Origin of the sequence: Variovorax nivicola, from assembly GCF_051216475.1 — a bacterium.
GTDB lineage: Bacteria > Pseudomonadota > Gammaproteobacteria > Burkholderiales > Burkholderiaceae_C > Variovorax.
In genome coordinates this window covers 75,105-93,247 of the sequence record NZ_JBPJZK010000008.1, presented here as the reverse complement: position 1 = coordinate 93,247, position 18,143 = coordinate 75,105, and the positions used below count along the sequence as shown (strand labels likewise).

17 protein-coding genes, 1 tRNA gene and 1 pseudogene are annotated in these 18,143 nt (G+C 63.7%); 15 read left to right on the top strand and 4 right to left on the bottom strand.

Annotation, left to right across the window (positions count from 1 at the left end; genetic code table 11):
- Positions 1 to 39: 39 nt before the first annotated feature.
- Entirely contained in the window at positions 40 to 483 is a 444-nt protein-coding gene (locus ACSFBF_RS27305; RefSeq protein ID WP_435472437.1) for an SWIB/MDM2 domain-containing protein, read from the bottom strand.
- 155 nt (positions 484 to 638) lie between these two features.
- A complete protein-coding gene (locus tag ACSFBF_RS27300) occupies positions 639 to 1,562 on the bottom strand; it encodes a DMT family transporter (protein ID WP_435472435.1) in 924 nt (307 codons plus the stop codon).
- Between the two features lie 38 nt (positions 1,563 to 1,600).
- On the opposite strand from ACSFBF_RS27300, the gene ACSFBF_RS27295 reads away from it, so the two are divergent.
- Positions 1,601 to 2,038, top strand: coding sequence for a gamma-glutamylcyclotransferase family protein (locus ACSFBF_RS27295; RefSeq protein WP_435472433.1), 438 nt, complete (start codon positions 1,601 to 1,603; stop codon positions 2,036 to 2,038).
- A gap of 206 nt (positions 2,039 to 2,244) precedes the next feature.
- A complete protein-coding gene (gene aceA, locus ACSFBF_RS27290) occupies positions 2,245 to 3,576 on the top strand; it encodes an isocitrate lyase (RefSeq protein WP_435472431.1) in 1,332 nt (443 codons plus the stop codon).
- Positions 3,577 to 3,677: 101 nt separating this feature from the next.
- Here the strand turns inward: aceA and ACSFBF_RS27285 are convergent, their stop codons facing one another.
- On the bottom strand, positions 3,678 to 4,640 hold the full coding sequence (locus tag ACSFBF_RS27285) for a GlxA family transcriptional regulator (protein WP_435472429.1): 963 nt from the start codon (positions 4,638 to 4,640) through the stop codon (positions 3,678 to 3,680).
- Between the two features lie 115 nt (positions 4,641 to 4,755).
- Between ACSFBF_RS27285 and ACSFBF_RS27280 the strand changes: the two genes are divergently transcribed.
- The 11 genes from ACSFBF_RS27280 to ACSFBF_RS27230 all read left to right on the top strand — a co-directional run bounded on the left by ACSFBF_RS27280 (position 4,756) and on the right by ACSFBF_RS27230 (position 14,785).
- The gene (locus ACSFBF_RS27280; RefSeq protein WP_435472427.1) at positions 4,756 to 5,067 is read left to right on the top strand and encodes a putative quinol monooxygenase; all 312 of its coding nucleotides are present in this window, start codon (positions 4,756 to 4,758) and stop codon (positions 5,065 to 5,067) included.
- Between the two features lie 216 nt (positions 5,068 to 5,283).
- Positions 5,284 to 7,191 carry a threonine--tRNA ligase gene (gene thrS, locus ACSFBF_RS27275; protein ID WP_435472425.1) on the top strand — a complete coding sequence of 636 codons (1,908 nt, stop codon included), beginning with the start codon at positions 5,284 to 5,286 and terminating at the stop codon, positions 7,189 to 7,191.
- A 101-nt stretch (positions 7,192 to 7,292) separates the two neighbouring features.
- A complete protein-coding gene (infC, locus tag ACSFBF_RS27270) occupies positions 7,293 to 7,919 on the top strand; it encodes a translation initiation factor IF-3 (RefSeq protein ID WP_093081664.1) in 627 nt (208 codons plus the stop codon).
- A gap of 162 nt (positions 7,920 to 8,081) precedes the next feature.
- Positions 8,082 to 8,285 carry a 50S ribosomal protein L35 gene (rpmI, locus tag ACSFBF_RS27265; protein ID WP_007832497.1) on the top strand — a complete coding sequence of 68 codons (204 nt, stop codon included), beginning with the start codon at positions 8,082 to 8,084 and terminating at the stop codon, positions 8,283 to 8,285.
- A 24-nt stretch (positions 8,286 to 8,309) separates the two neighbouring features.
- The gene (gene rplT, locus ACSFBF_RS27260) at positions 8,310 to 8,669 is read left to right on the top strand and encodes a 50S ribosomal protein L20 (protein ID WP_007832499.1); all 360 of its coding nucleotides are present in this window, start codon (positions 8,310 to 8,312) and stop codon (positions 8,667 to 8,669) included.
- Between the two features lie 113 nt (positions 8,670 to 8,782).
- Complete coding sequence (gene pheS, locus ACSFBF_RS27255; protein WP_435472422.1) at positions 8,783 to 9,859, top strand: phenylalanine--tRNA ligase subunit alpha; 1,077 nt, start codon at positions 8,783 to 8,785, stop codon at positions 9,857 to 9,859.
- Positions 9,860 to 9,897: 38 nt separating this feature from the next.
- Complete coding sequence (gene pheT / locus ACSFBF_RS27250; RefSeq protein ID WP_435472420.1) at positions 9,898 to 12,339, top strand: phenylalanine--tRNA ligase subunit beta; 2,442 nt, start codon at positions 9,898 to 9,900, stop codon at positions 12,337 to 12,339.
- A 5-nt stretch (positions 12,340 to 12,344) separates the two neighbouring features.
- Positions 12,345 to 12,716: an integration host factor subunit alpha gene (locus ACSFBF_RS27245; protein WP_435472418.1), complete on the top strand. Its 372-nt coding sequence runs from the start codon at positions 12,345 to 12,347 to the stop codon at positions 12,714 to 12,716.
- Positions 12,717 to 12,780: 64 nt separating this feature from the next.
- The gene (locus ACSFBF_RS27240) at positions 12,781 to 13,239 is read left to right on the top strand and encodes a MerR family transcriptional regulator (RefSeq protein ID WP_435472416.1); all 459 of its coding nucleotides are present in this window, start codon (positions 12,781 to 12,783) and stop codon (positions 13,237 to 13,239) included.
- Between the two features lie 26 nt (positions 13,240 to 13,265).
- A tRNA-Pro gene (locus ACSFBF_RS27235) sits at positions 13,266 to 13,342 on the top strand.
- Between the two features lie 192 nt (positions 13,343 to 13,534).
- A complete protein-coding gene (locus tag ACSFBF_RS27230; protein ID WP_435460630.1) occupies positions 13,535 to 14,785 on the top strand; it encodes a tyrosine-type recombinase/integrase in 1,251 nt (416 codons plus the stop codon).
- 393 nt (positions 14,786 to 15,178) lie between these two features.
- Here ACSFBF_RS27230 and ACSFBF_RS27225 read toward each other — a convergent pair.
- A pseudogene (locus tag ACSFBF_RS27225) lies at positions 15,179 to 15,610 on the bottom strand (tyrosine-type recombinase/integrase); the annotation flags it as partial.
- Positions 15,611 to 15,955: 345 nt separating this feature from the next.
- On the opposite strand from ACSFBF_RS27225, the gene ACSFBF_RS27220 reads away from it, so the two are divergent.
- Positions 15,956 to 16,963 carry a tripartite tricarboxylate transporter substrate binding protein gene (locus ACSFBF_RS27220; RefSeq protein WP_435460628.1) on the top strand — a complete coding sequence of 336 codons (1,008 nt, stop codon included), beginning with the start codon at positions 15,956 to 15,958 and terminating at the stop codon, positions 16,961 to 16,963.
- Positions 16,964 to 16,989: 26 nt separating this feature from the next.
- A complete protein-coding gene (locus tag ACSFBF_RS27215) occupies positions 16,990 to 18,093 on the top strand; it encodes a TauD/TfdA family dioxygenase (RefSeq protein WP_435460627.1) in 1,104 nt (367 codons plus the stop codon).
- The last annotated feature ends 50 nt before the right edge of the window (positions 18,094 to 18,143 follow it).

Genomic DNA, 18,143 nt, shown 5'->3' with positions numbered 1-18,143 from the left:
GCGGGCTTTTTGATTCAGGAGCGCGAGGCCCCTGAGCGCTTACTTGACGTGCTTGCCGATCAGCGCGGCCAGTTCGAACATCGACACTTGGGTCTTGCCGAAGATTTCCTTCAGCTTGGCGTCGGCGTTGATGTTGCGCTTGTTGGCCTTGTCTTGAAGGTTGTTCTTCTTGATGTAGTCCCACAGCTTGCTCACGACAGCGGTACGCGGCAGCGGCGTCGAGCCGACCACAGCGGCGAGTGCCGGGCTGGGGGTCAGGGCCTTCATGAACGCGGCGTTGGGCGTGCGCTTCTTGGCGGGAGCAGCCTTCTTTGCGGGAGCGGCCTTCTTTGCAGGAGCCTTCTTCGCCGGAGCAGCCTTCTTAGCAGGAGCAGCGGCCTTCTTGGCCGGTGCTGCCTTCTTCGCAGGAGCCGCCGCCTTCTTTGCGGGAGCGGCCTTCTTTGCCGGAGCTTTCTTGGCCGGAGCCTTCTTTGCAGTTGCCATGGTTGATTTCCTTTTTTGGTTGAACACTCACCAATGAAAAACTTGCGTCTCCAGTGGCAATGCGGATGCTAAATGAGAAAAAACGCGTTTCCAAGGGAAAAAGCGCTTTTTTCATTGGGAGTTGTTGTTTTTTCAGAGGGGAGAAGCCCTGTTTTTCACGTTCGGCGCCCGGGCCATGTCGCAAGCACCACGCCCGCGAGGGCAATGACAAACGCAACGAGCTGTGGCGAAGAGAGGTTTTCGCCCAGCACGAGCACGCCCACGAGAGCCGCGCTCACGGGCAGCATCACGGCGAAAACACCCGCCTGTGCGGCTGGTACGTGGCGAAGTCCGGTCATCCATAGCCACACCGTCCAGATGCTTGCAGCGAGCGCGTAGACCACGAGCAGCGCCCAAGTGCCGAAGCGCACCGCGGTGAAGTCGAACTGCAGCGCGAACCAGATGCCGAAGGGCAGCGAGAGCACGAAGCCCCACAGGTTGATGAGCGAGGCGATGCGCTTGGGTCCCAGTCGTCCCGTGAGCGACTTGCCGATCACCGCATAGGCCGTCTCGCAGAGCACCGCGCAGAACACCAGCAGGTTGCCGAGCCAGGGCATTGATGTCGATGAGGCAGCGGGCGATGCCGGTGCGTGCGCAGGCGACAGCGCCAGCAGGCCGATGCCGAGCGCAGCGCAGGCGATGGCCAAGCCGATGCGCACGGTGATGCGCTCGCGCAGGAACAGCCAACTCGCCACGGCCACGCACGCGGGGATCGACGCCATGATCACGCCCGCCGACACCGCGCTCGTGAGGCTCACGCCGAACAGCATGCAGATCGAGAACATGAAGTTGCCGAGAAACGACTCGAGGAACACCAGCCAGCGCGTGCGCGCGGTCATCGGCGGTTCGTCGGGCGTGCGCTTGAGCCAATGCGGCATGGCCAGCGCGGCGATGCCGAAGCGCAGCCATGCGAGCAGCAGCACCGGAAAGGCGGCGACGAGGGGCTTGGAGAGGGCGACGTAGCCGCCGACGAGCGACATGCTCAGGGCCAGGCAGCCATAGGCCACGAGGCGGCCTGATGCGGGGGCAGCGGAGTTCAATAGACTGAAGTTCTGTAGTTGCGGAGAAGGCGGTTTCGATGATGCCCCACGTTTTTGTTTACGGCACGCTGCGCCGCGGCGGGCGCAACGACATCGCGCGATATCGGCCCGCGCCGGTGTGGGTGGGTGCGGCGAGCATTGCCGGCACGCTGTATGACCTGGGTGCCTATCCGGGTGCCTATCCGGGTGCCTATCCGGGTGTCGTGCTGGGTGGAGTGGGGCGCGTGAAGGGCGAGGTCTACGTCGTCGAGCCCGCAGTCGAGGCAGCGCTCGATGTGCTCGAGGAAGTGGCCGACGACGACTCGGGCGAGTACATCAAGCGCCGGGTGCGCGTGGATGTTGGCGGGCAGTCGTTCGATTGCCTGGTCTACGAGATCCATCCGACGCGCATCGCGGGTCGCCGCGTGATCGAAAGCGGTGACTGGATCGCGCACGCGGCACGAAGTAATGCCTCGTTTTCACAACCGAAAGATTGATTGCGCATTGCGAAATTGACGACTGCTGCGCCGCAATATTTTTTCTCGATATGAGAAAAATAATTTTGCATTGAGAAATATCTCCGTAAGTCTTTGATTTTGTTGATTGAAAAATATGTCTTCTATAAGACATAAGAGTCTGCAGTCCGATTACAGTAACTCCACGGCCGCAGCGCCCAACCTTCAATCAACCTCACGGAGTGACCATGCCCCAGACCCTCACAGAACAACTCAGCCGCGAACAGCAGATTGCCGCCCTCGAAAAGGAATGGGCCACCGATCCGCGCTGGAAGGGCGTCAAGCGCGGCTATAGCGCGGCCGACGTGGTGCGTCTGCGCGGCTCGTTCCCCATCGAGCACACGCTGGCCAAGCGCGGTGCCGAGAAGCTCTGGGACAAGATCAACGGCGGCTCCAAGAAGGGCTACGTGAACGCGTTCGGCGCCATCTCTGCCGGTCAGGCCATGCAGCAGGCCAAGGCTGGCCTGGAAGCCGTGTACCTGTCGGGCTGGCAAGTCGCCGCCGACGGCAACAGCTCCGAAACGATGTACCCCGACCAGTCGCTGTACGCCTACGACTCGGTGCCGACGATGGTCCGTCGCATTAACAACACCTTCCGCCGCGCCGATGAAATCCAGTGGGGCCGCGGTGTTAACCCGGGCGACAAGGAGTTCATCGACTACTTCCTGCCCATCGTGGCCGACGCGGAAGCCGGTTTCGGCGGCGTGCTCAACGCCTTCGAACTGATGAAGAACATGATCACGGCCGGCGCGGCCGGCGTGCACTTCGAAGACCAACTGGCTGCCGTGAAGAAATGCGGCCACATGGGTGGCAAGGTGCTCGTGCCGACGCATGAAGCCTGCGAGAAGCTGATTGCAGCGCGTTTCGCAGCCGACGTGCTGGGCGTGCCCACCATCGTGCTGGCCCGCACCGATGCTGAAGCCGCGAACCTGATCACGTCTGATCACGACGCCAACGACAAGCCCTTCCTGACGGGCGAGCGCACGCAAGAAGGCTTCTACCGCGTGAAGAACGGCCTGGAGCAAGCCATCAGCCGCGGCGTGGCCTATGCGCCCTACGCCGATCTGGTGTGGTGCGAAACCGGCGTGCCGGACATCGGCTTCGCCCGCGAATTCGCACAAGCCGTGCACGCCGCCTGCCCCGGCAAGCTGCTGTCGTACAACTGCTCGCCTTCCTTCAACTGGAAGAAGAACCTCGACGACAAGCAGATCGCCTCGTTCCAGGAAGACCTGTCGGACCTGGGCTACAAGTACCAGTTCATCACGCTGGCCGGCATCCACGTCAACTGGTTCAACACCTTCCAGTTCGCCCACGCCTACGCCCGCGGCGAAGGCATGAAGCACTACGTCAACATGGTGCAGGAACCCGAGTTCGCTGCGCGCGACAAGGGCTACACCTTCGTGTCGCACCAGCAGGAAGTTGGCGCCGGCTACTTCGACGACGTGACCACCGTGATCCAGGGCGGTTCGTCCAGCGTGAAGGCGCTGTCGGGCTCGACCGAGGAAGAACAGTTCCACTGATCGGGTGATCGACCCTCGCGGGTCGGTCTTTCGACAGACAGATATTTCGCTGTCACTTTCAGCCCGGCCGCGTGCCGGGCTTTTTTGCGTCCGTTGAGCGCTCAGGCTTCGAGGCGCACCTCGCGCACGCCGCGGCCCAGGCGCTGGCGCAGCAGGGTGCGTAGCGTGACACCGTCGGCGTAGCCCACCATGCCGGCAATCTGCTCGAGGCTCTTGTCGCTGGTCTTGAGCAGGTGCACAGCGCGCTCCACGCGCAGGTCTTGCACGTACGAGAGAGGGCTCTTGCCCAGCACCTGCTGCATGCGGCGGGCCAGCGTGCGTTTGCTGGTGCCCGCTGCCTGTGCCGCCTCGTCGAGCGAGAAGCCATCGGCCAGCCGCCCGCGCGCCCAGCGCTCGAAGCGCTCCACCAGCGGGTCGGAATGCGAGAGGTGGTCGGAGATCACGTAGGCCGACTGCGATGGCCGCGAGTCGACGATCAGGTAGCGCGCGACCAGCGTGGCGAGCTCGGGGCTTGCCTGGCGCACGATCCACAGCGCCATGTCGACATGGCTCAGCGCCGCGCCGGCCGTGACCAGATGGCCTGAACTGACCAGCATGCGCGAGTCTTCCAGTTGCACGGCGGGGTAGCGCTGGCGGAACAGCGTGGCCAGCCACCAGGTTGTGGTCGCCTTCTGGCGATCGAGCACGCCCGATTCGGCGAGCACGAAGGTGCCGATGCAGGCGGCGGCCATGCTGGCGCCTTCGCTTGCGCGTTCCTGCAATGCGGCGCAGGCGTCGCGCACGTCAGGGCGACGCAGGGCAGGCTCCAGTGTTTCGGGCATCTTGCAGCCGAGCGCGGGAACGATCAGCCAATCTGCGGTGCTGGCGTCGAGCGTGCGGGCCACCGGCACGGTGAGGCCCTGTGCGGTTCTCACGCGCTTGCGAACGCCCGTCACCGTGACTTCGAACGGCGCTACGTCGAGCCGCAGCATGGCTGCGAGTTCGTTGGCGGTGGTGAACACGTCGAGCACCGTGGACAGGCCGGTGTCGAACACGCCATCGAGAGCGAGTACGTCGAGCTTCATGGCCATAACGATATCAAAGATGTCAAAAATGCCAATAGCTCCAGAGGCGATGGCTGCCTAGAGTCCATGCCAACGCCGTGCAATGTCGCGCGCCGTTCAACTCAGGAGATGACACATGATCAAGTACGCACTGTTCGTCCGACTCGAAGCCAAGCCGGGCAAGGAAGGCGATGTAGAGAAGTTCCTCGAAGCCGGCCTTGCGATGGCGCGCGACGAGAAGACCACGCCGATCTGGTTTGCGCTGCGTCTGTCGCCGAGCACTTTCGGCGTGTTCGACGCGTTCGAAGACGAAGCCGGGCGCCAGGCCCATCTGACCGGCCCGATCGCCCAGGCGCTGATGGCGAAGGCCCCCGAGCTGTTCGCCAAGCCGCCGTCGATCGAGCCCATTGAAGTGCTGGGGCTCAAGAATGCGGCGCCCGCGTCCTGAGCGGGCAGCGGCTAGAATCGCCGACTCTGCACTCAACAAGAGCGAGAAAGGCACCTTGGTTATGACACCGCGAACTACTCCGCAAGGATTCAGCGGCTTTTTCTTCACTGAAGGAAAAGGCCGGTAGCCCCGCGCTCGCTGGCTTCTGCCAGCTTCACAACCAAGCAAAGCGCGGCATCCACCGCGCTTTTTTGTTTTTCTCCCCGAGGTTTTCAAATGATCCAGATCACGCTCCCCGACAACTCGCGCCGCGAGTTCCCCGGCCCGGTTTCGGTGGCCGAAGTCGCCCAGTCCATCGGGCCCGGCCTGGCCAAGATGACGGTGGCCGGCAAGGTCGACGGCAGGCTCGTCGATGCCAGCGACGTTATCGACCATGACGCCAGGCTGCAGATCATCACGCCCAAGGACGACGAAGGCCTGGAAATCATCCGCCACTCGACGGCCCACCTGGTCGGCCACGCGGTGAAGCAGCTCTACCCGACGGCCAAGATGGTGATCGGGCCTGTGATCGACGAGGGCTTCTATTACGACATCTCGTACGAACGCCCGTTCACGCCCGAGGACATGGCCGCCATCGAGGCGCGCATGCGCGAGCTGATCGCGCAGGACTACGACGTGATCAAGAAGATGACGCCGCGTGCCGAAGTCATCGAAGTCTTCAAGTCGCGCGGCGAGGACTACAAGCTGCGCCTCGTCGAGGACATGCCCGACGAGCAGGCCATGGGCCTGTACTACCACCAGGAATACGTCGACATGTGCCGCGGCCCGCACGTGCCGAACACGCGTTTCCTGAAGGTCTTCAAGCTCACGAAGCTGGCCGGCGCCTATTGGCGCGGCGACGCCAAGAACGAGCAATTGCAGCGCATCTACGGCACGGCCTGGGCTGACAAGAAGCAGCTCGACCAGTACATCCAGCGCATCGAGGAAGCCGAGAAGCGCGACCACCGCAAGCTCGGCAAGGAACTCGACCTGTTCCACATCGACGAAGTGGCGCCTGGCGTGGTGTTCTGGCACCCCAAGGGCTGGGCCGTGTGGCAGGCCGTGGAGCAGTACATGCGCGGCATCTACCGCGACACGGGCTATTGGGAGGTGAAGGGCCCGCAGATCCTCGACAAGAGCCTGTGGGAGAAAACGGGCCACTGGCAGAACTACCGCGACAACATGTTCACGACGGAGTCGGAGAAGCGCGAGTACGCGCTGAAGCCGATGAACTGCCCGGGCCACGTGCTGATCTTCAAGAGCGACCTGCGCAGCTACCGCGACCTGCCGCTGCGCTACGGCGAGTTCGGCCAGTGCCACCGTAACGAGCCCAGCGGTGCGCTGCACGGCATCATGCGCGTGCGCGGCTTCACGCAGGACGACGGCCACATCTTCTGCACGGAAGACCAGATCCTCGACGAGTGCATTGCGTACACGGAGCAACTGCAAAAGGTCTATGCCGACTTCGGCTTCACGGACATCCTTTACAAGGTTGCCACGCGGCCCGAGAACCGCGTCGGCTCCGACGAACTGTGGGACAAGGCCGAGCATGCGGTGATGGAATCGCTGCGCCGTTCGGGCGTCGACTTTGTCATTGCACCGGGCGACGGTGCCTTCTACGGCCCCAAGATCGAGTACACGCTGCGCGACGCCATCGGCCGCCAGTGGCAGTGCGGCACCATGCAGGTCGACTTCAACACGGCCGAGCGCCTGGGCGGCGAATACGTGACGGAATCGAGCGGCCGCGCACACCCTGTGATGCTGCACCGCGCGATCGTCGGCAGCCTCGAGCGCTTCATCGGCATGCTGATCGAACACCACTCGGGCGCGCTGCCCGCATGGCTCGCCCCGGTGCAGGTGGCGGTGCTCAATATCAGTGAAGGACAGGCCGATTACGCCGCGCAAGTTGCGAAAGCGCTGCAAAATCAAGGGCTTAGGGTTCAGCTTGACCTGCACAACGAGAAGATTACGTATAAAATACGGAAGCATTCGTTGCAAAAGCTCCCTTATATCGTTGTCGTAGGCGACAAGGAAAAGGAAGCAGGTGCCGTTGCAGTGCGCGCCCGGGGCAATCAAGACCTCGGTGCAATGTCCCTCGAATCGTTCGTGCAACGGCTCGTCCAGGACATTGCCGACAAGCGTTGATTTGTCTTCGGAACACCCCATATGTTTTCCAGCCAAATCATGCCGCTTGTCCGCGAGGACTGTTCGGTGTTCGCTACAGATTTTGTAGCAAATTTTGAAGGATTCTGACCATCGCTACTGCATTCCGCGACCGCCGCCACCGCGAGGAACGCCAACACCGCCTGAACCGGGAAATCATGGCCCCGGAAGTCCGCCTGATCGGCCCGGATAACGAGCAATTGGGTGTCGTGAGTCTTGCCGAGGCTCTGCGCCTTGCCGGTGAGCAGGACGTGGACCTGGTGGAGGTCGTTGCGGCGGCCAACCCGCCCGTGTGCCGCCTGATCGAGTACGGCAAGTTCAAGTACCACGAGCAGAAGAAGGCAGCCGAGGCGAAGTCGAAGCAGAAGGTCATCGAGGTCAAGGAAATCAAGTTCCGGCCCGGTACCGACGATGGCGACTACAACATCAAGATGCGCAACATCAAGCGCTTTCTTGATGAGGGCGACAAATGCAAGATCACGCTGCGCTTTCGCGGCCGCGAGATCACGCACCAGGAGCTCGGTCTGGCATTGCTGCAGCGTATTCGTGACGAGCTGGGCGACCTGATCATGGTCGAGCAGTTCCCGAAGCTCGAAGGCCGGCAGATGATCATGATGATCGCGCCGGGCCGCAAGAAGGCTGGTGGCGCTGCGCCGAAGCCGGCAGCAGATGCCGCAGCTGCACCGGCAGCGTCGCCCGCAACAGCCTGAACGTCAGGGTTGCAGTAGAGAAGAGAAGGTTCGAAGGGATTTCGCCTTTGCCAGCGCCTCGCAAGAGATGCCGGCAGGGGCGGGATAAAGAAGTGTCTCGGGGCCAACAAGTCCGTGGAGCATCCATGGCGCCTCACGAGCACAAACTAAAGGAGCATTCACATGCCCAAAATGAAGACCAAGAGCAGCGCGAAAAAACGTTTCCGCGTTCGTCCCGGTGGCACCGTCAAGCGCGGTCAAGCCTTCAAGCGTCACATCTTGACGAAGAAGACCACCAAGAACAAGCGTCACCTCCGTGGTGCAGTCGCAGTGCATGAGACCAACATGGTTTCTGTCGCCGCCATGCTGCCCGGCCGTGGCATTTAACTCAGACGAACAAGGAGTACACACATGCCTCGCGTCAAACGTGGTGTAACGGCTCGCGCCCGCCACAAGAAAGTTCTCGCACTCGCCAAGGGTTTCCGCGGTCGCCGCGGCAATGTCTTCCGCGTCGCCAAACAGGCGGTGATGAAGGCAGGCCAATACGCCTACCGTGACCGCCGTACCAAGAAGCGCGTGTTCCGTCAGCTGTGGATCGCGCGTATCAACGCCGCCTCGCGTGAACTGGGCCTGACCTACAGCCAGTTCGCCAACGGCATCCGCAAGGCCGGTATCGAGATCGACCGCAAGATGCTTGCGGACATCGCCGTGCACGACAAGGCCGCTTTTGCCGGCATCGTGGAGCAGGTCAAGGCCAAGCTGGCTGCTTGATTCTGCACAGCAGGGGTGCTGCTTCCGGGCAGCTTCCTGCGCCCACGGCTCAAGGGCTGGCGCTTGAAAAGGCTCCAGCTCTTTTTTATTTCCCCTCGAAGATTTTTGTTGCTATGAACGAGTTGGACTCCCTGGTCGACACCGCACGCGCCGCCTTCGCCGAAGCGAAAACGCCCGCCGAGCTCGAAAACGCCAAGGCCCAGTTCCTCGGCAAGTCGGGCCGCATCACCGAGCTGATGAAGGGCATGGCTGCGCTGAGTGTCGAAGAGAAGAAGTCCCGCGGCGCGGCGATCAACGTCGCCAAGCAGGCCATCGAGGCCGCATTGACCGACCGCCGTCAGCAACTGGCCGACGAAGAACTCTCGCTGCAACTGCGCGCCGAAGCGCTCGACGTGAGCCTGCCCGGCCGTCGCCGCATTACCGGCGGGCTGCACCCCGTGAGCCGCACCCTGGAGCGCATCGAGGAGATCTTCTCGAGCATGGGCTTCGACGTGGCCGACGGCCCCGAAGTCGAGAGCGACTGGCACAGCTTCACCTCGCTGAACAACCCGCCGAACCATCCGGCGCGGTCGATGCAAGACACCTTCTACGTCGACATCAACGGCGACGACGGCATTCCCTACAACCTGCGTCCGCACACCAGCCCGATGCAGGTGCGCTATGCGCATCAGCACATCAAGAAGTACGCCGCCGAGTTCGCGGCCGCCGCAGCCGACACCACCGGCACAGTGAAGGCGCCCGAGATCCGCGTGATCGCCCCGGGCCGTACCTACCGCGTCGACAGCGACGCCACCCACTCGCCCATGTTCCACCAGTGCGAAGGCCTGTGGCTCGGCGAGAACGTGAGCTTCAAGGATCTGAAGGTCGTCTTCACCGACTTCTGCCGCACCTTCTTCGAGCGCGACGACCTCGTGCTGCGCTTCCGCCCGAGCTTCTTCCCGTTCACCGAACCGAGCGCCGAGATCGACATCCAGTTCGCAAGCGGACCTCTGGCCGGCCGCTGGCTCGAGGTGTCGGGTTCGGGCCAGGTGCATCCGAACGTGGTGCGCAACATGGGCCTCGACCCTGAGCGCTACATCGGCTTTGCCTTCGGCATGGGCCCCGACCGGCTCACGATGCTGCGCTACGGCGTGAACGACCTGCGCCTCTTCTTCGACGGCGACCTGCGTTTTCTCTCGCAGTTCCAGTAAGCACCCCTCCATAGAAAAACCAGATCGAGATCGAAGAGATGCAATTCCCGGAATCCTGGCTGCGCGAGTTCTGCAACCCGCCCCTCGACAGCGCCGCACTGGCCGAAACGCTCACCATGGGCGGTTTCGAGGTCGAAGAGCGCCGACCGGTGGCGCCGCCTTTCACGCGCATCGTGGTCGGCGAAATCAAGGAAGCCGAACAGCACCCGAATGCCGATCGCCTGCGCGTGTGCCAGGTCGACGCGGGGCAGGGCGCCTTGCTGAACATTGTGTGCGGCGCGCCCAATGCGCGCGTCGGCATCAAGGTGCCTTGCGCACTCGTCGGCGCCGAACTGCCGCCGGGTGAAGACGGCAAGCCCTTCCTCATCAAGCTCGGCAAGTTGCGTGGCGTCGAGAGCCAGGGCATGCTGTGCTCGGCGCGTGAACTGGGTCTGAACGAAGACCACGGCGGTCTGCTCGAACTCGATGCCGACGCACCCATCGGCGCCGACGTGCGCGACGTGCTCAAGCTCGACGACGCGCTGCTCACGCTCAAGCTCACACCCAACCTGGCGCACGGCCTCAGCGTCTACGGCGTGGCGCGCGAGCTCGCCGCGCTCACCGGTGCGCCGCTCAAGACCCCAGCCATCGCGCCGGTGGCGACGTCTTTCGCCGACGTGCTACCGGTCAAGGTCGAGGCGCCCGATCTGTGCGGCCGCTTCTCGGGCCGCATCGTGCGCGGCGTCAACACCAAGGTTGCCACGCCGGCGTGGATGGTCGAGCGCCTTGCGCGCTGCGGCCAGCGCAGCGTGACGCCGCTGGTCGACATCTCGAACTACGTGATGTTCGAGTACGGCCAGCCCAGCCACATCTTCGACCTCGACAAGATCCACGGCGGCCTCACGGTGCGCTGGGGCAAGGCGGGCGAACAGCTCAAGCTCCTCAACGGCACGACCATCACCGTCGACGAGAAGGTCGGCGTGATCGCCGACGACCGCGAAGTCGAATCGCTCGCCGGCATCATGGGGGGCGACGCCACCTCGGTGTCCGACGACACGCGCAACATCTACGTCGAGGCCGCTTTCTGGTGGCCCGAGGCCGTGCAGGGCCGCTCGCGTCGCTTCAACTTCTCGACCGATGCGGGTCACCGCTACGAGCGCGGCGTCGATCCGAGCCGCACTGTGCAGATCATCGAGCGCATCACGCAGCTGATCGTCGAAATCTGCGGCGGCGAGGCCGGCAGGATGGACGACCAGACGCTGAGCGTGCCCAAGGCCGTGCCCGTCACGCTGCGCGTCGCGCGTGCGGCGCGTGTGATCGGCATGCCGCTGACGCAGGCGCAATGCGCCGATGCGCTGAACCGTCTCGGCTTCGCGATCACAGAAGGCGAGGGCACATTGACCGTGACCCCGCCGCCGCACCGCTTCGACCTGCTGATCGAAGAAGACCTGATCGAGGAGGTCGCGCGCCTGATCGGCTTCAACAATTTGCCGACCACAGCGCCGCTCGCTCCCATCACCGCCCGCGTGCGGCCCGAGGCGCAGCGCAGCCGCTTCGCGGTGCGCCGCAGCGTCGCGGCGCTGGGGTATCAGGAGACGATCAATTTCAGTTTCGTCGAAGCGCATTGGGAACAAGACCTCGCAGGCAATGCCAACCCGATCAAGCTGCTGAACCCCATCGCCAGCCAGATGAGCGTGATGCGCTCGTCGTTGTTGGGCTCGCTGCTGCAGGTGCTCAAGTTCAACCTCGACCGCAAGGCGCCTCGCGTGCGCGTGTTCGAAATGGGCCGCGTGTTCATGCGCGACGACAGCGTTGCCACCACCGACAGCACCGTGCGCGGCGTGAACCAGCCAATGCGCGTGGCGGGTCTCGCCTGGGGCGACGCCGACGAGTCGCGCTGGGACGGCAAGCCGCAGCGCGTCGACTTCTACGACGTCAAGGGCGACGTTGAAGCACTGCTCGCACCGCTGGTGCCCAGCTTCGAGGTGGCCGAGCACCCGGCCCTGCACCCGGGCCGTTCGGCACGCGTGCTGATCGACGGCAAGGCCATCGGCTTCGTCGGCGAACTGCATCCGCGCTGGCGCCAGAAGTGGGACTTCGCACAGGCGCCCGTGCTGTTCGAACTCGACCTCGACGCCGTCACGGCGCGCCCTGTGCCAGTTGCGCAGCCGGTGCCCAAGCACCAGGCCGTGGAGCGCGACCTCGCCGTGGTTGTGGCCGAAGCCGTCACGCACGATGCACTGGTGCAGGCCATTCGCGCGACGACGGCTGCGCAGGGACTGCTGCGCGACGTGACGCTGTTCGACATCTATCGCCCGCAGCCGCTGCGCGATGGTGCCGTGGCCGCGCCGGGTGCACTGGCGCAAGGCGAGAAGAGCATGGCGGTTCGTCTCAGTTTCCAGAGCGACAACGCCACCCTGACGGACGAGCAGGTCGAGCCCGCGGTCCGTGCAATCGTCGAACAACTGGACGCCAAGCTCGGCGGCCGCTTGAGGGGATGATGAGAATGAACGCTGCCGAATTCACGCTCGAGGCTCTCGAAACGCCTGCTCTCACCAAGGCGCATCTGGCCGACCTGCTGTTCGAGCAGATCGGCCTGAACAAGCGCGAGTCCAAGGACATGGTCGAGGCGTTCTTCGAACTCGTGGCCAACAGTCTCGTCGAAGGCACGGACGTGAAGATCTCGGGCTTCGGCAACTTCCAGATCCGCGTGAAGGCGCCCCGGCCGGGCCGCAACCCGCGCACCGGCGAGGCCATTCCGATCGGCGAGCGCCGCGTGGCCACGTTCCACGCGAGTGCGAAGCTCAAGGAGCAGATTCACGGAAGCATCGATCAGAACGGCGCATCCGAAGTCGAGTGGAGCCTGGGCGCCGAATAGTGCTTGGTGCTGCGCGCCTGCGTAGAGTAATCTCTCAGGTTTCCCGCGCACAGTCTTGATTTCAATGGAGAAAACGCTCCCTCCGATTCCCGTAAAACGCTACTTCACCATTGGTGAGGTCGGCGAACTGTGCGGCGTCAAGCCGCACGTGCTGCGTTATTGGGAGCAGGAGTTCACGCAGCTGCGGCCTATGAAGCGGCGCGGCAACCGCCGCTACTACCAGCACCACGAGGTGCTCATGATCCGCCGCATCCGCGATCTGCTCTACGACCAGGGCTTCACGATCAGCGGCGCGCGCAACAAGCTGCAGGAACTCGTGCAGGGCGAACGCGACCGCCGCAAGGCGGGCGAGGTGCCACTCGAAGGCATGGAGGCCATCGAGATCGACCAAGAAGAATTCGATGCCGCCGTGGTGCAGGATTCGCCTGCGTCGTCTGCCGCGCAGACAGTCGACCTGTCGCAGTTGTTGCACCTGCGGCGCGAACTCTTTGAAATTCGTGAGCTGCTGACCCTCGGACGCTGAATTTCAACCGCTATAATCGAGAGCTTCGGTGTGTGGCGCAGCCTGGTAGCGCACTTGCATGGGGTGCAAGGGGTCGAAGGTTCGAATCCTTTCACACCGACCAACATAACGTCCAAGGGCGTCCGGTTTCATCCACCGGACGCCCTTTTTCATTGGGGAACTGGGCGAATCGCGTCCGCCGGCATACACTGAAATCTGGTGACTGCCAGCCCCAAGTGGGGGTACAAAAGGGGGTACAAACCTCCTGAACCCCCTGGTACGGCGGTTTTGTACCCCCACCCCCTGGATGTACCCCATGCCGTTGACCGATGCCGCATGCCGCAACGCCTCCTGTCCACCTGACCGAAAGCAGGCACGCTACGCCGACGCGGGCGGCCTCTATCTGGAGGTTTCGGCCTCGGGTTCTCGTCGGTGGTTCTGGAAGTTCAGGATCGTGGGGGTCGAGAAAAAATTCGCCTTGGGCTCCTATCCCGACGTGAGCCTTGCGGCGGCGAGGAAGGCCCGTGACGCTGCCAAAGCCCAGAAGGCTTCCGGAATCAATCCCATACAGGCGCGCCAGGTCGTCAAGCTCAAGTCGGCTGTGAACACCGGCGACACCTTTCGAGAGACCGCGCTCGAATGGTTCGACAAGCACTATGCGCGGTGGAGCGGCCACTACGCGACACGCGAGAAGCGGAACCTGGAAAAGGATCTGTTTCCGTACTTCGCTGCTCGTCGCATCAGCGAAATCGAGGCCATCGAGTTGTTGGCAGCCCTGCGCCGTGTCGAGGAGCGTGGCGCTCTCGACGTGGCCGGCCGCGTGCTGATGACAGCACGCGCGGTGTGGCGCTACGCGGTCGCCACCGCGCGGGCGCCGCGCGATATCACGGCGGATCTCAAGGGGGCACTCACGCCCCACAAGAAGCGGCACTTCGCGGCGATCACCGATCCGGCCCAACTGGGGACGCTGATACGCGTCATCCGGGGTTACCAAGGCGGAGCGATCGTGCGTACGGCGCTTCAACTGGCGCCCATGCTTTTTCAACGCCCGAACGAACTGCGAGCGGCGGCCTGGGCCGAGATCGATCTCGACGGGGCGCTCTGGACCGTGCCCGCTGCGCGGATGAAGCGGCGCATCGACGGCAAGCAACATGGTGATCCGCACTTGGTGCCTCTGCCCAGGCAGGCTGTGGGGTTGCTGCGCAAGCTGCATCCCATTACGGGCCACAGCACGCTGGTCTTCCCGGGCGAGCGTAGTCATGAGCGGCCGATCTCGGACAACACTCTGCGTGCAGCGCTTCTGACCCTGGGGTACGGCCCGACCGTGCAGACGGTTCATGGCTTCCGGGCGACAGCCCGGACCCTGTTGGCGGAAGTGCTGGAGATCGATCCGCTGGTGATCGAAGCCCAATTGGCGCACGCCGTCAAGGATGCCAATGGGCGCGCCTACAACCGTACCCAGTACCTCAAGCAGCGCGCCGTGATGCTCCAGCGATGGGCGGACTATCTGGACGTGCTGGCTACCAAAGTGGGTTCTCCAGCGGTTGCGTTGAAAGCGGCCGCATGAGAACTGCCCCGTCGGGTGTTAGTACGGCCCTCCCGATCTGCTGTAGAGCGTCGCCGACGACCGCTCTTTGCCGAGGGCGTCGCGCGCCACCGCGGCCCTTCGCCAATCCGATCCAGGGGCGAGCATCAGCTTCCTGGCGTTGGAGAGAACGGGAAGTCCCGGGCCAGGAGCGGTATGCTAGCCGTGGTTAGCGGAAGGCCGCTTGAGACTGACTGCCGACGTTCAATTTCAAGCATCGAATGGCTGCTTGAACTCATGAAGCGGAAGTTGCGCAGTGACGGGGAGATGTCGCCTGAGGCTGTGAGGACCCGGAGCTCACCCCGCCCCACCCCGACGCAATCTATTGGATGGAGCGAGCGTCGAACCCGTGGTCCAGCCGCAGGGGTTCACTCCATCCGAAATCTCTAACGCGTCATCCACTTCGATGCCCAGGTACCGGACTGTCGATTCGAGCTTCGAGCGGCCCAGCAGAAGCTGGACTGCGCGCAAGTTCTTCGTCCTTCGGTAGATCAGCGTTGCATTTGTCCGTCGCTCGGGTTGTGTGCCGTAGTCTGCATGCGTCAGGACCGAGCTCGACCACCTAGTGTTCAAGAACGCGGGCGTACTGACGGGTCCCAAGAAGCGGCGAGTTTTGGATCGGGCTTGGGAACAGGAAGTCCTCGGACTGCAGTCCAGCCAGCTTGATCCACTTCAGGAGGGCCCACGAGTACCGGCCGTGATTTCGAACTGCACGGGGTGCTGTGTCTTGTGCTGCTTGACGACTGTTCGAGAAGCGATCAGGTCACCCTGACTGACATCGCGCACCTTGAGTGAAACGAGATCGCCGTTCTTGAATGTGGTTTCCCCCACTTACGGTCTCTGACGGCGCGCTGCGCTTACGCCCAGATGCGACTCTCCTTCCACTGATCTCGCGCGATCGACTTCCGGGTGCGGCAGGTCAACTGCAAGAGTGATAAACGGCGATCAACTGCAGAGGGGCCTGACCGTCAGTTCGGCGTCTTACTGAGCAGACTTTCATTCGAGAACTGATCTAGAACGAATAACCAATGGTTATTCGCTGACCCACAACTCTTCATTTGCGGATGGAGCCTCCATGCCGAACAATCCGGCACAGTACCGACAACGAAGTCCACCACCGTCGAGGTAGGCAGGACGAAGAGAGACACCGAAATGAATCAGCGGAACCGCCGCACCTTCCTTTGCTCGCTGCGAGCCGCCGGCCTTGCCGCCCTCACCGCCAGCGTATGGATGTATTCCTCGACGGTGGCTCATGCGGCCGACGAGCCATGGCCCTCTCGGCCGATCCGTTTCGTCGTTCCCTTCGCCGCCGGCGGCGCAACCGACGCGATGGCGCGCCTGCTGGCGCAACGGATGGCGGCGGTCTGGAAGCAACCCGTCATCGTCGACAACAAGCCCGGCGCCGGCACGGTGCTCGGCACCGACGTCGTCGCCAAGGCCGCACCGGACGGCGCCACCTTCGGCATCGTCGTGTCGGCGCACGAGATCAATCCGAGCCTGCGGCCCAAGCTGCCCTACGACACGCTCAAGGATTTCGCGGCCGTCAGCGAAGTCGGCGTGCAGCACATGGTGATCGCGGCGCATCCGTCGTTCCCGGCCGACAACCTCGCGCAGCTGATCGCGCTCGCGAAGAAGGAGCCCGGCAAGATCAGCTATGCGAGTTCGGGCAGCGGCACCGCGCTGCATCTCGGCATGGAACTCCTGAAGACGCGGGCCGGGATCGACATGCTGCACGTGCCATACAAGGGCGGCGCGCCGGCCCAGCAGGACGTGATCGGCGGCCAGGTGCCGCTCTTGGTCGACATCTATCACAGCAGTTCGCCGTTCATCAAGGCGGGCAGGCTGAAGGCGATCGCGCTCTTCAGCCCGGAGCGGCCGAAGTCGATCGCGTCGATCCCGACCATCGCCGAGACCGTGCCCGGCGTCAGCGCCGTCAGCGTGCTGGGCGTGGTGGCGCCGGCCGCCACGCCGGCGGCCATCGTCGCCAAGGCCAGCGCCGACATGGCGACGGTGATCCGCTCACCCGAGTTCGCCGAGCAGCTGCAGGGCATGGGCGTCGAGGCCGTGGGTTCGACGCCGCAGGAATTCGATTCCATTATCCGCGCCGACATCCAGAAATGGGCGCCGGTGGTCAAGTCGTCCGGCGCGTTGCCGGACTGATCCTCTTCAACACACCAGGTCGCATCATGAGCAACGACTGTCTCCAACATCAATCGCAATCCTTCGCCTGGAAGGCCGCGTCCTTCCAGAGTTCGGCCGACTACAGCCTCAAGTTGAGCGACGCCGAACGCGCCGAGCTGCTCGCCGCCGTGCGTGCACTGCCCGACGTGCAGCGGCCACAGGGTTCCACCGCATCCGACTTCGCAATGGCTTCGCTCACGCCGCGCCTGAAGGCCGCGTACGAGGACGTGCGCAGCGGCCGCGGTTTCGTCGTGATCCGCGGCCTGCCGGTCGACAGCATGAGCAAGAACGAATTCGTCTCGGCCGTCTGGGGCATCGGCCAGCACTTCGGCGACGCGCTGTCGCAGAGCACCAGCGGTGACCTGATCGGCCACGTGGTCGACGCGACCGCCGAGGACGCGACGCCGCGCATGTACCGCAGCAACCTCGAATTGCGCCCGCACAACGACATCACCGCGATGATCTCGCTGGCCTGCTGGCACAAGTCTGAGACCGGCGGTGCGTCGGTGATCGTGAGCGCGGTCACGGTGCACGACGAACTGTGCAAGCACCACCCGGAAGTGCTGGCGCCGCTCTACCGCGGCTTCCATTACCACCAGGTCGGCGAAGAAGCGCCGGGCGAGCCGCCGGTCACGCGCCAGCGCGTGCCGCTCTTCGCGGTTCGCGACGGCCAGCTCAGTTCGCGCTATCTGCGCTCCAACCTGGTGGCCGGCCATCGCGCGCTCGACACGCCGCTGACTGAGGAGGACATCGCCGCGCTCAACACCTTCGATGCGGTCGCCACCGCGCCCGAGAACCGGCTGGCCTTCTTCCTCGAACGTGGCGACATGCTGGTGGTCAACAACTACACGGTCATGCATGCGCGCACCTCGTTCAAGAACTATCCGGAGCCCGAGCGCAAGCGTCATCTGGTGCGGCTGTGGATGGACGCCCCGGGCTTTCGCCAGGTGCCGGGCGAGTACATCTTCCATGAAGTCAACGGCGTGCCGAAGCGCGAAGGCAAGAGCGCGTCGCTCAACTTCAAGAAGCTCTACGCCGACGATCCGGTCGCGAGCGGCGGCGTGGCTGACCTCAAGGTGACGGACGAGATGGCGGCGAGCAACGGCTAGCCGCGGCCAGCGAAGGCTAGCAGGAAGCGCACAGCCTATCGGTTAGGGTT

Coding starts and splice junctions, on each gene's coding strand:
- ACSFBF_RS27305 (WP_435472437.1), bottom strand. CDS start 483: ATGGCAACTGCAAAGAAGGCTCCGGCCAAGAAAGCTCCGGCAAAGAAG.
- ACSFBF_RS27295 (WP_435472433.1), top strand. CDS start 1,601: ATGATGCCCCACGTTTTTGTTTACGGCACGCTGCGCCGCGGCGGGCGC.
- aceA (WP_435472431.1), top strand. CDS start 2,245: ATGCCCCAGACCCTCACAGAACAACTCAGCCGCGAACAGCAGATTGCC.
- ACSFBF_RS27285 (WP_435472429.1), bottom strand. CDS start 4,640: ATGAAGCTCGACGTACTCGCTCTCGATGGCGTGTTCGACACCGGCCTG.
- ACSFBF_RS27280 (WP_435472427.1), top strand. CDS start 4,756: ATGATCAAGTACGCACTGTTCGTCCGACTCGAAGCCAAGCCGGGCAAG.
- thrS (WP_435472425.1), top strand. CDS start 5,284: ATGATCCAGATCACGCTCCCCGACAACTCGCGCCGCGAGTTCCCCGGC.
- rpmI (WP_007832497.1), top strand. CDS start 8,082: ATGCCCAAAATGAAGACCAAGAGCAGCGCGAAAAAACGTTTCCGCGTT.
- rplT (WP_007832499.1), top strand. CDS start 8,310: ATGCCTCGCGTCAAACGTGGTGTAACGGCTCGCGCCCGCCACAAGAAA.
- pheS (WP_435472422.1), top strand. CDS start 8,783: ATGAACGAGTTGGACTCCCTGGTCGACACCGCACGCGCCGCCTTCGCC.
- pheT (WP_435472420.1), top strand. CDS start 9,898: ATGCAATTCCCGGAATCCTGGCTGCGCGAGTTCTGCAACCCGCCCCTC.
- ACSFBF_RS27245 (WP_435472418.1), top strand. CDS start 12,345: ATGAACGCTGCCGAATTCACGCTCGAGGCTCTCGAAACGCCTGCTCTC.
- ACSFBF_RS27240 (WP_435472416.1), top strand. CDS start 12,781: ATGGAGAAAACGCTCCCTCCGATTCCCGTAAAACGCTACTTCACCATT.
- ACSFBF_RS27230 (WP_435460630.1), top strand. CDS start 13,535: ATGCCGTTGACCGATGCCGCATGCCGCAACGCCTCCTGTCCACCTGAC.
- ACSFBF_RS27220 (WP_435460628.1), top strand. CDS start 15,956: ATGAATCAGCGGAACCGCCGCACCTTCCTTTGCTCGCTGCGAGCCGCC.
- ACSFBF_RS27215 (WP_435460627.1), top strand. CDS start 16,990: ATGAGCAACGACTGTCTCCAACATCAATCGCAATCCTTCGCCTGGAAG.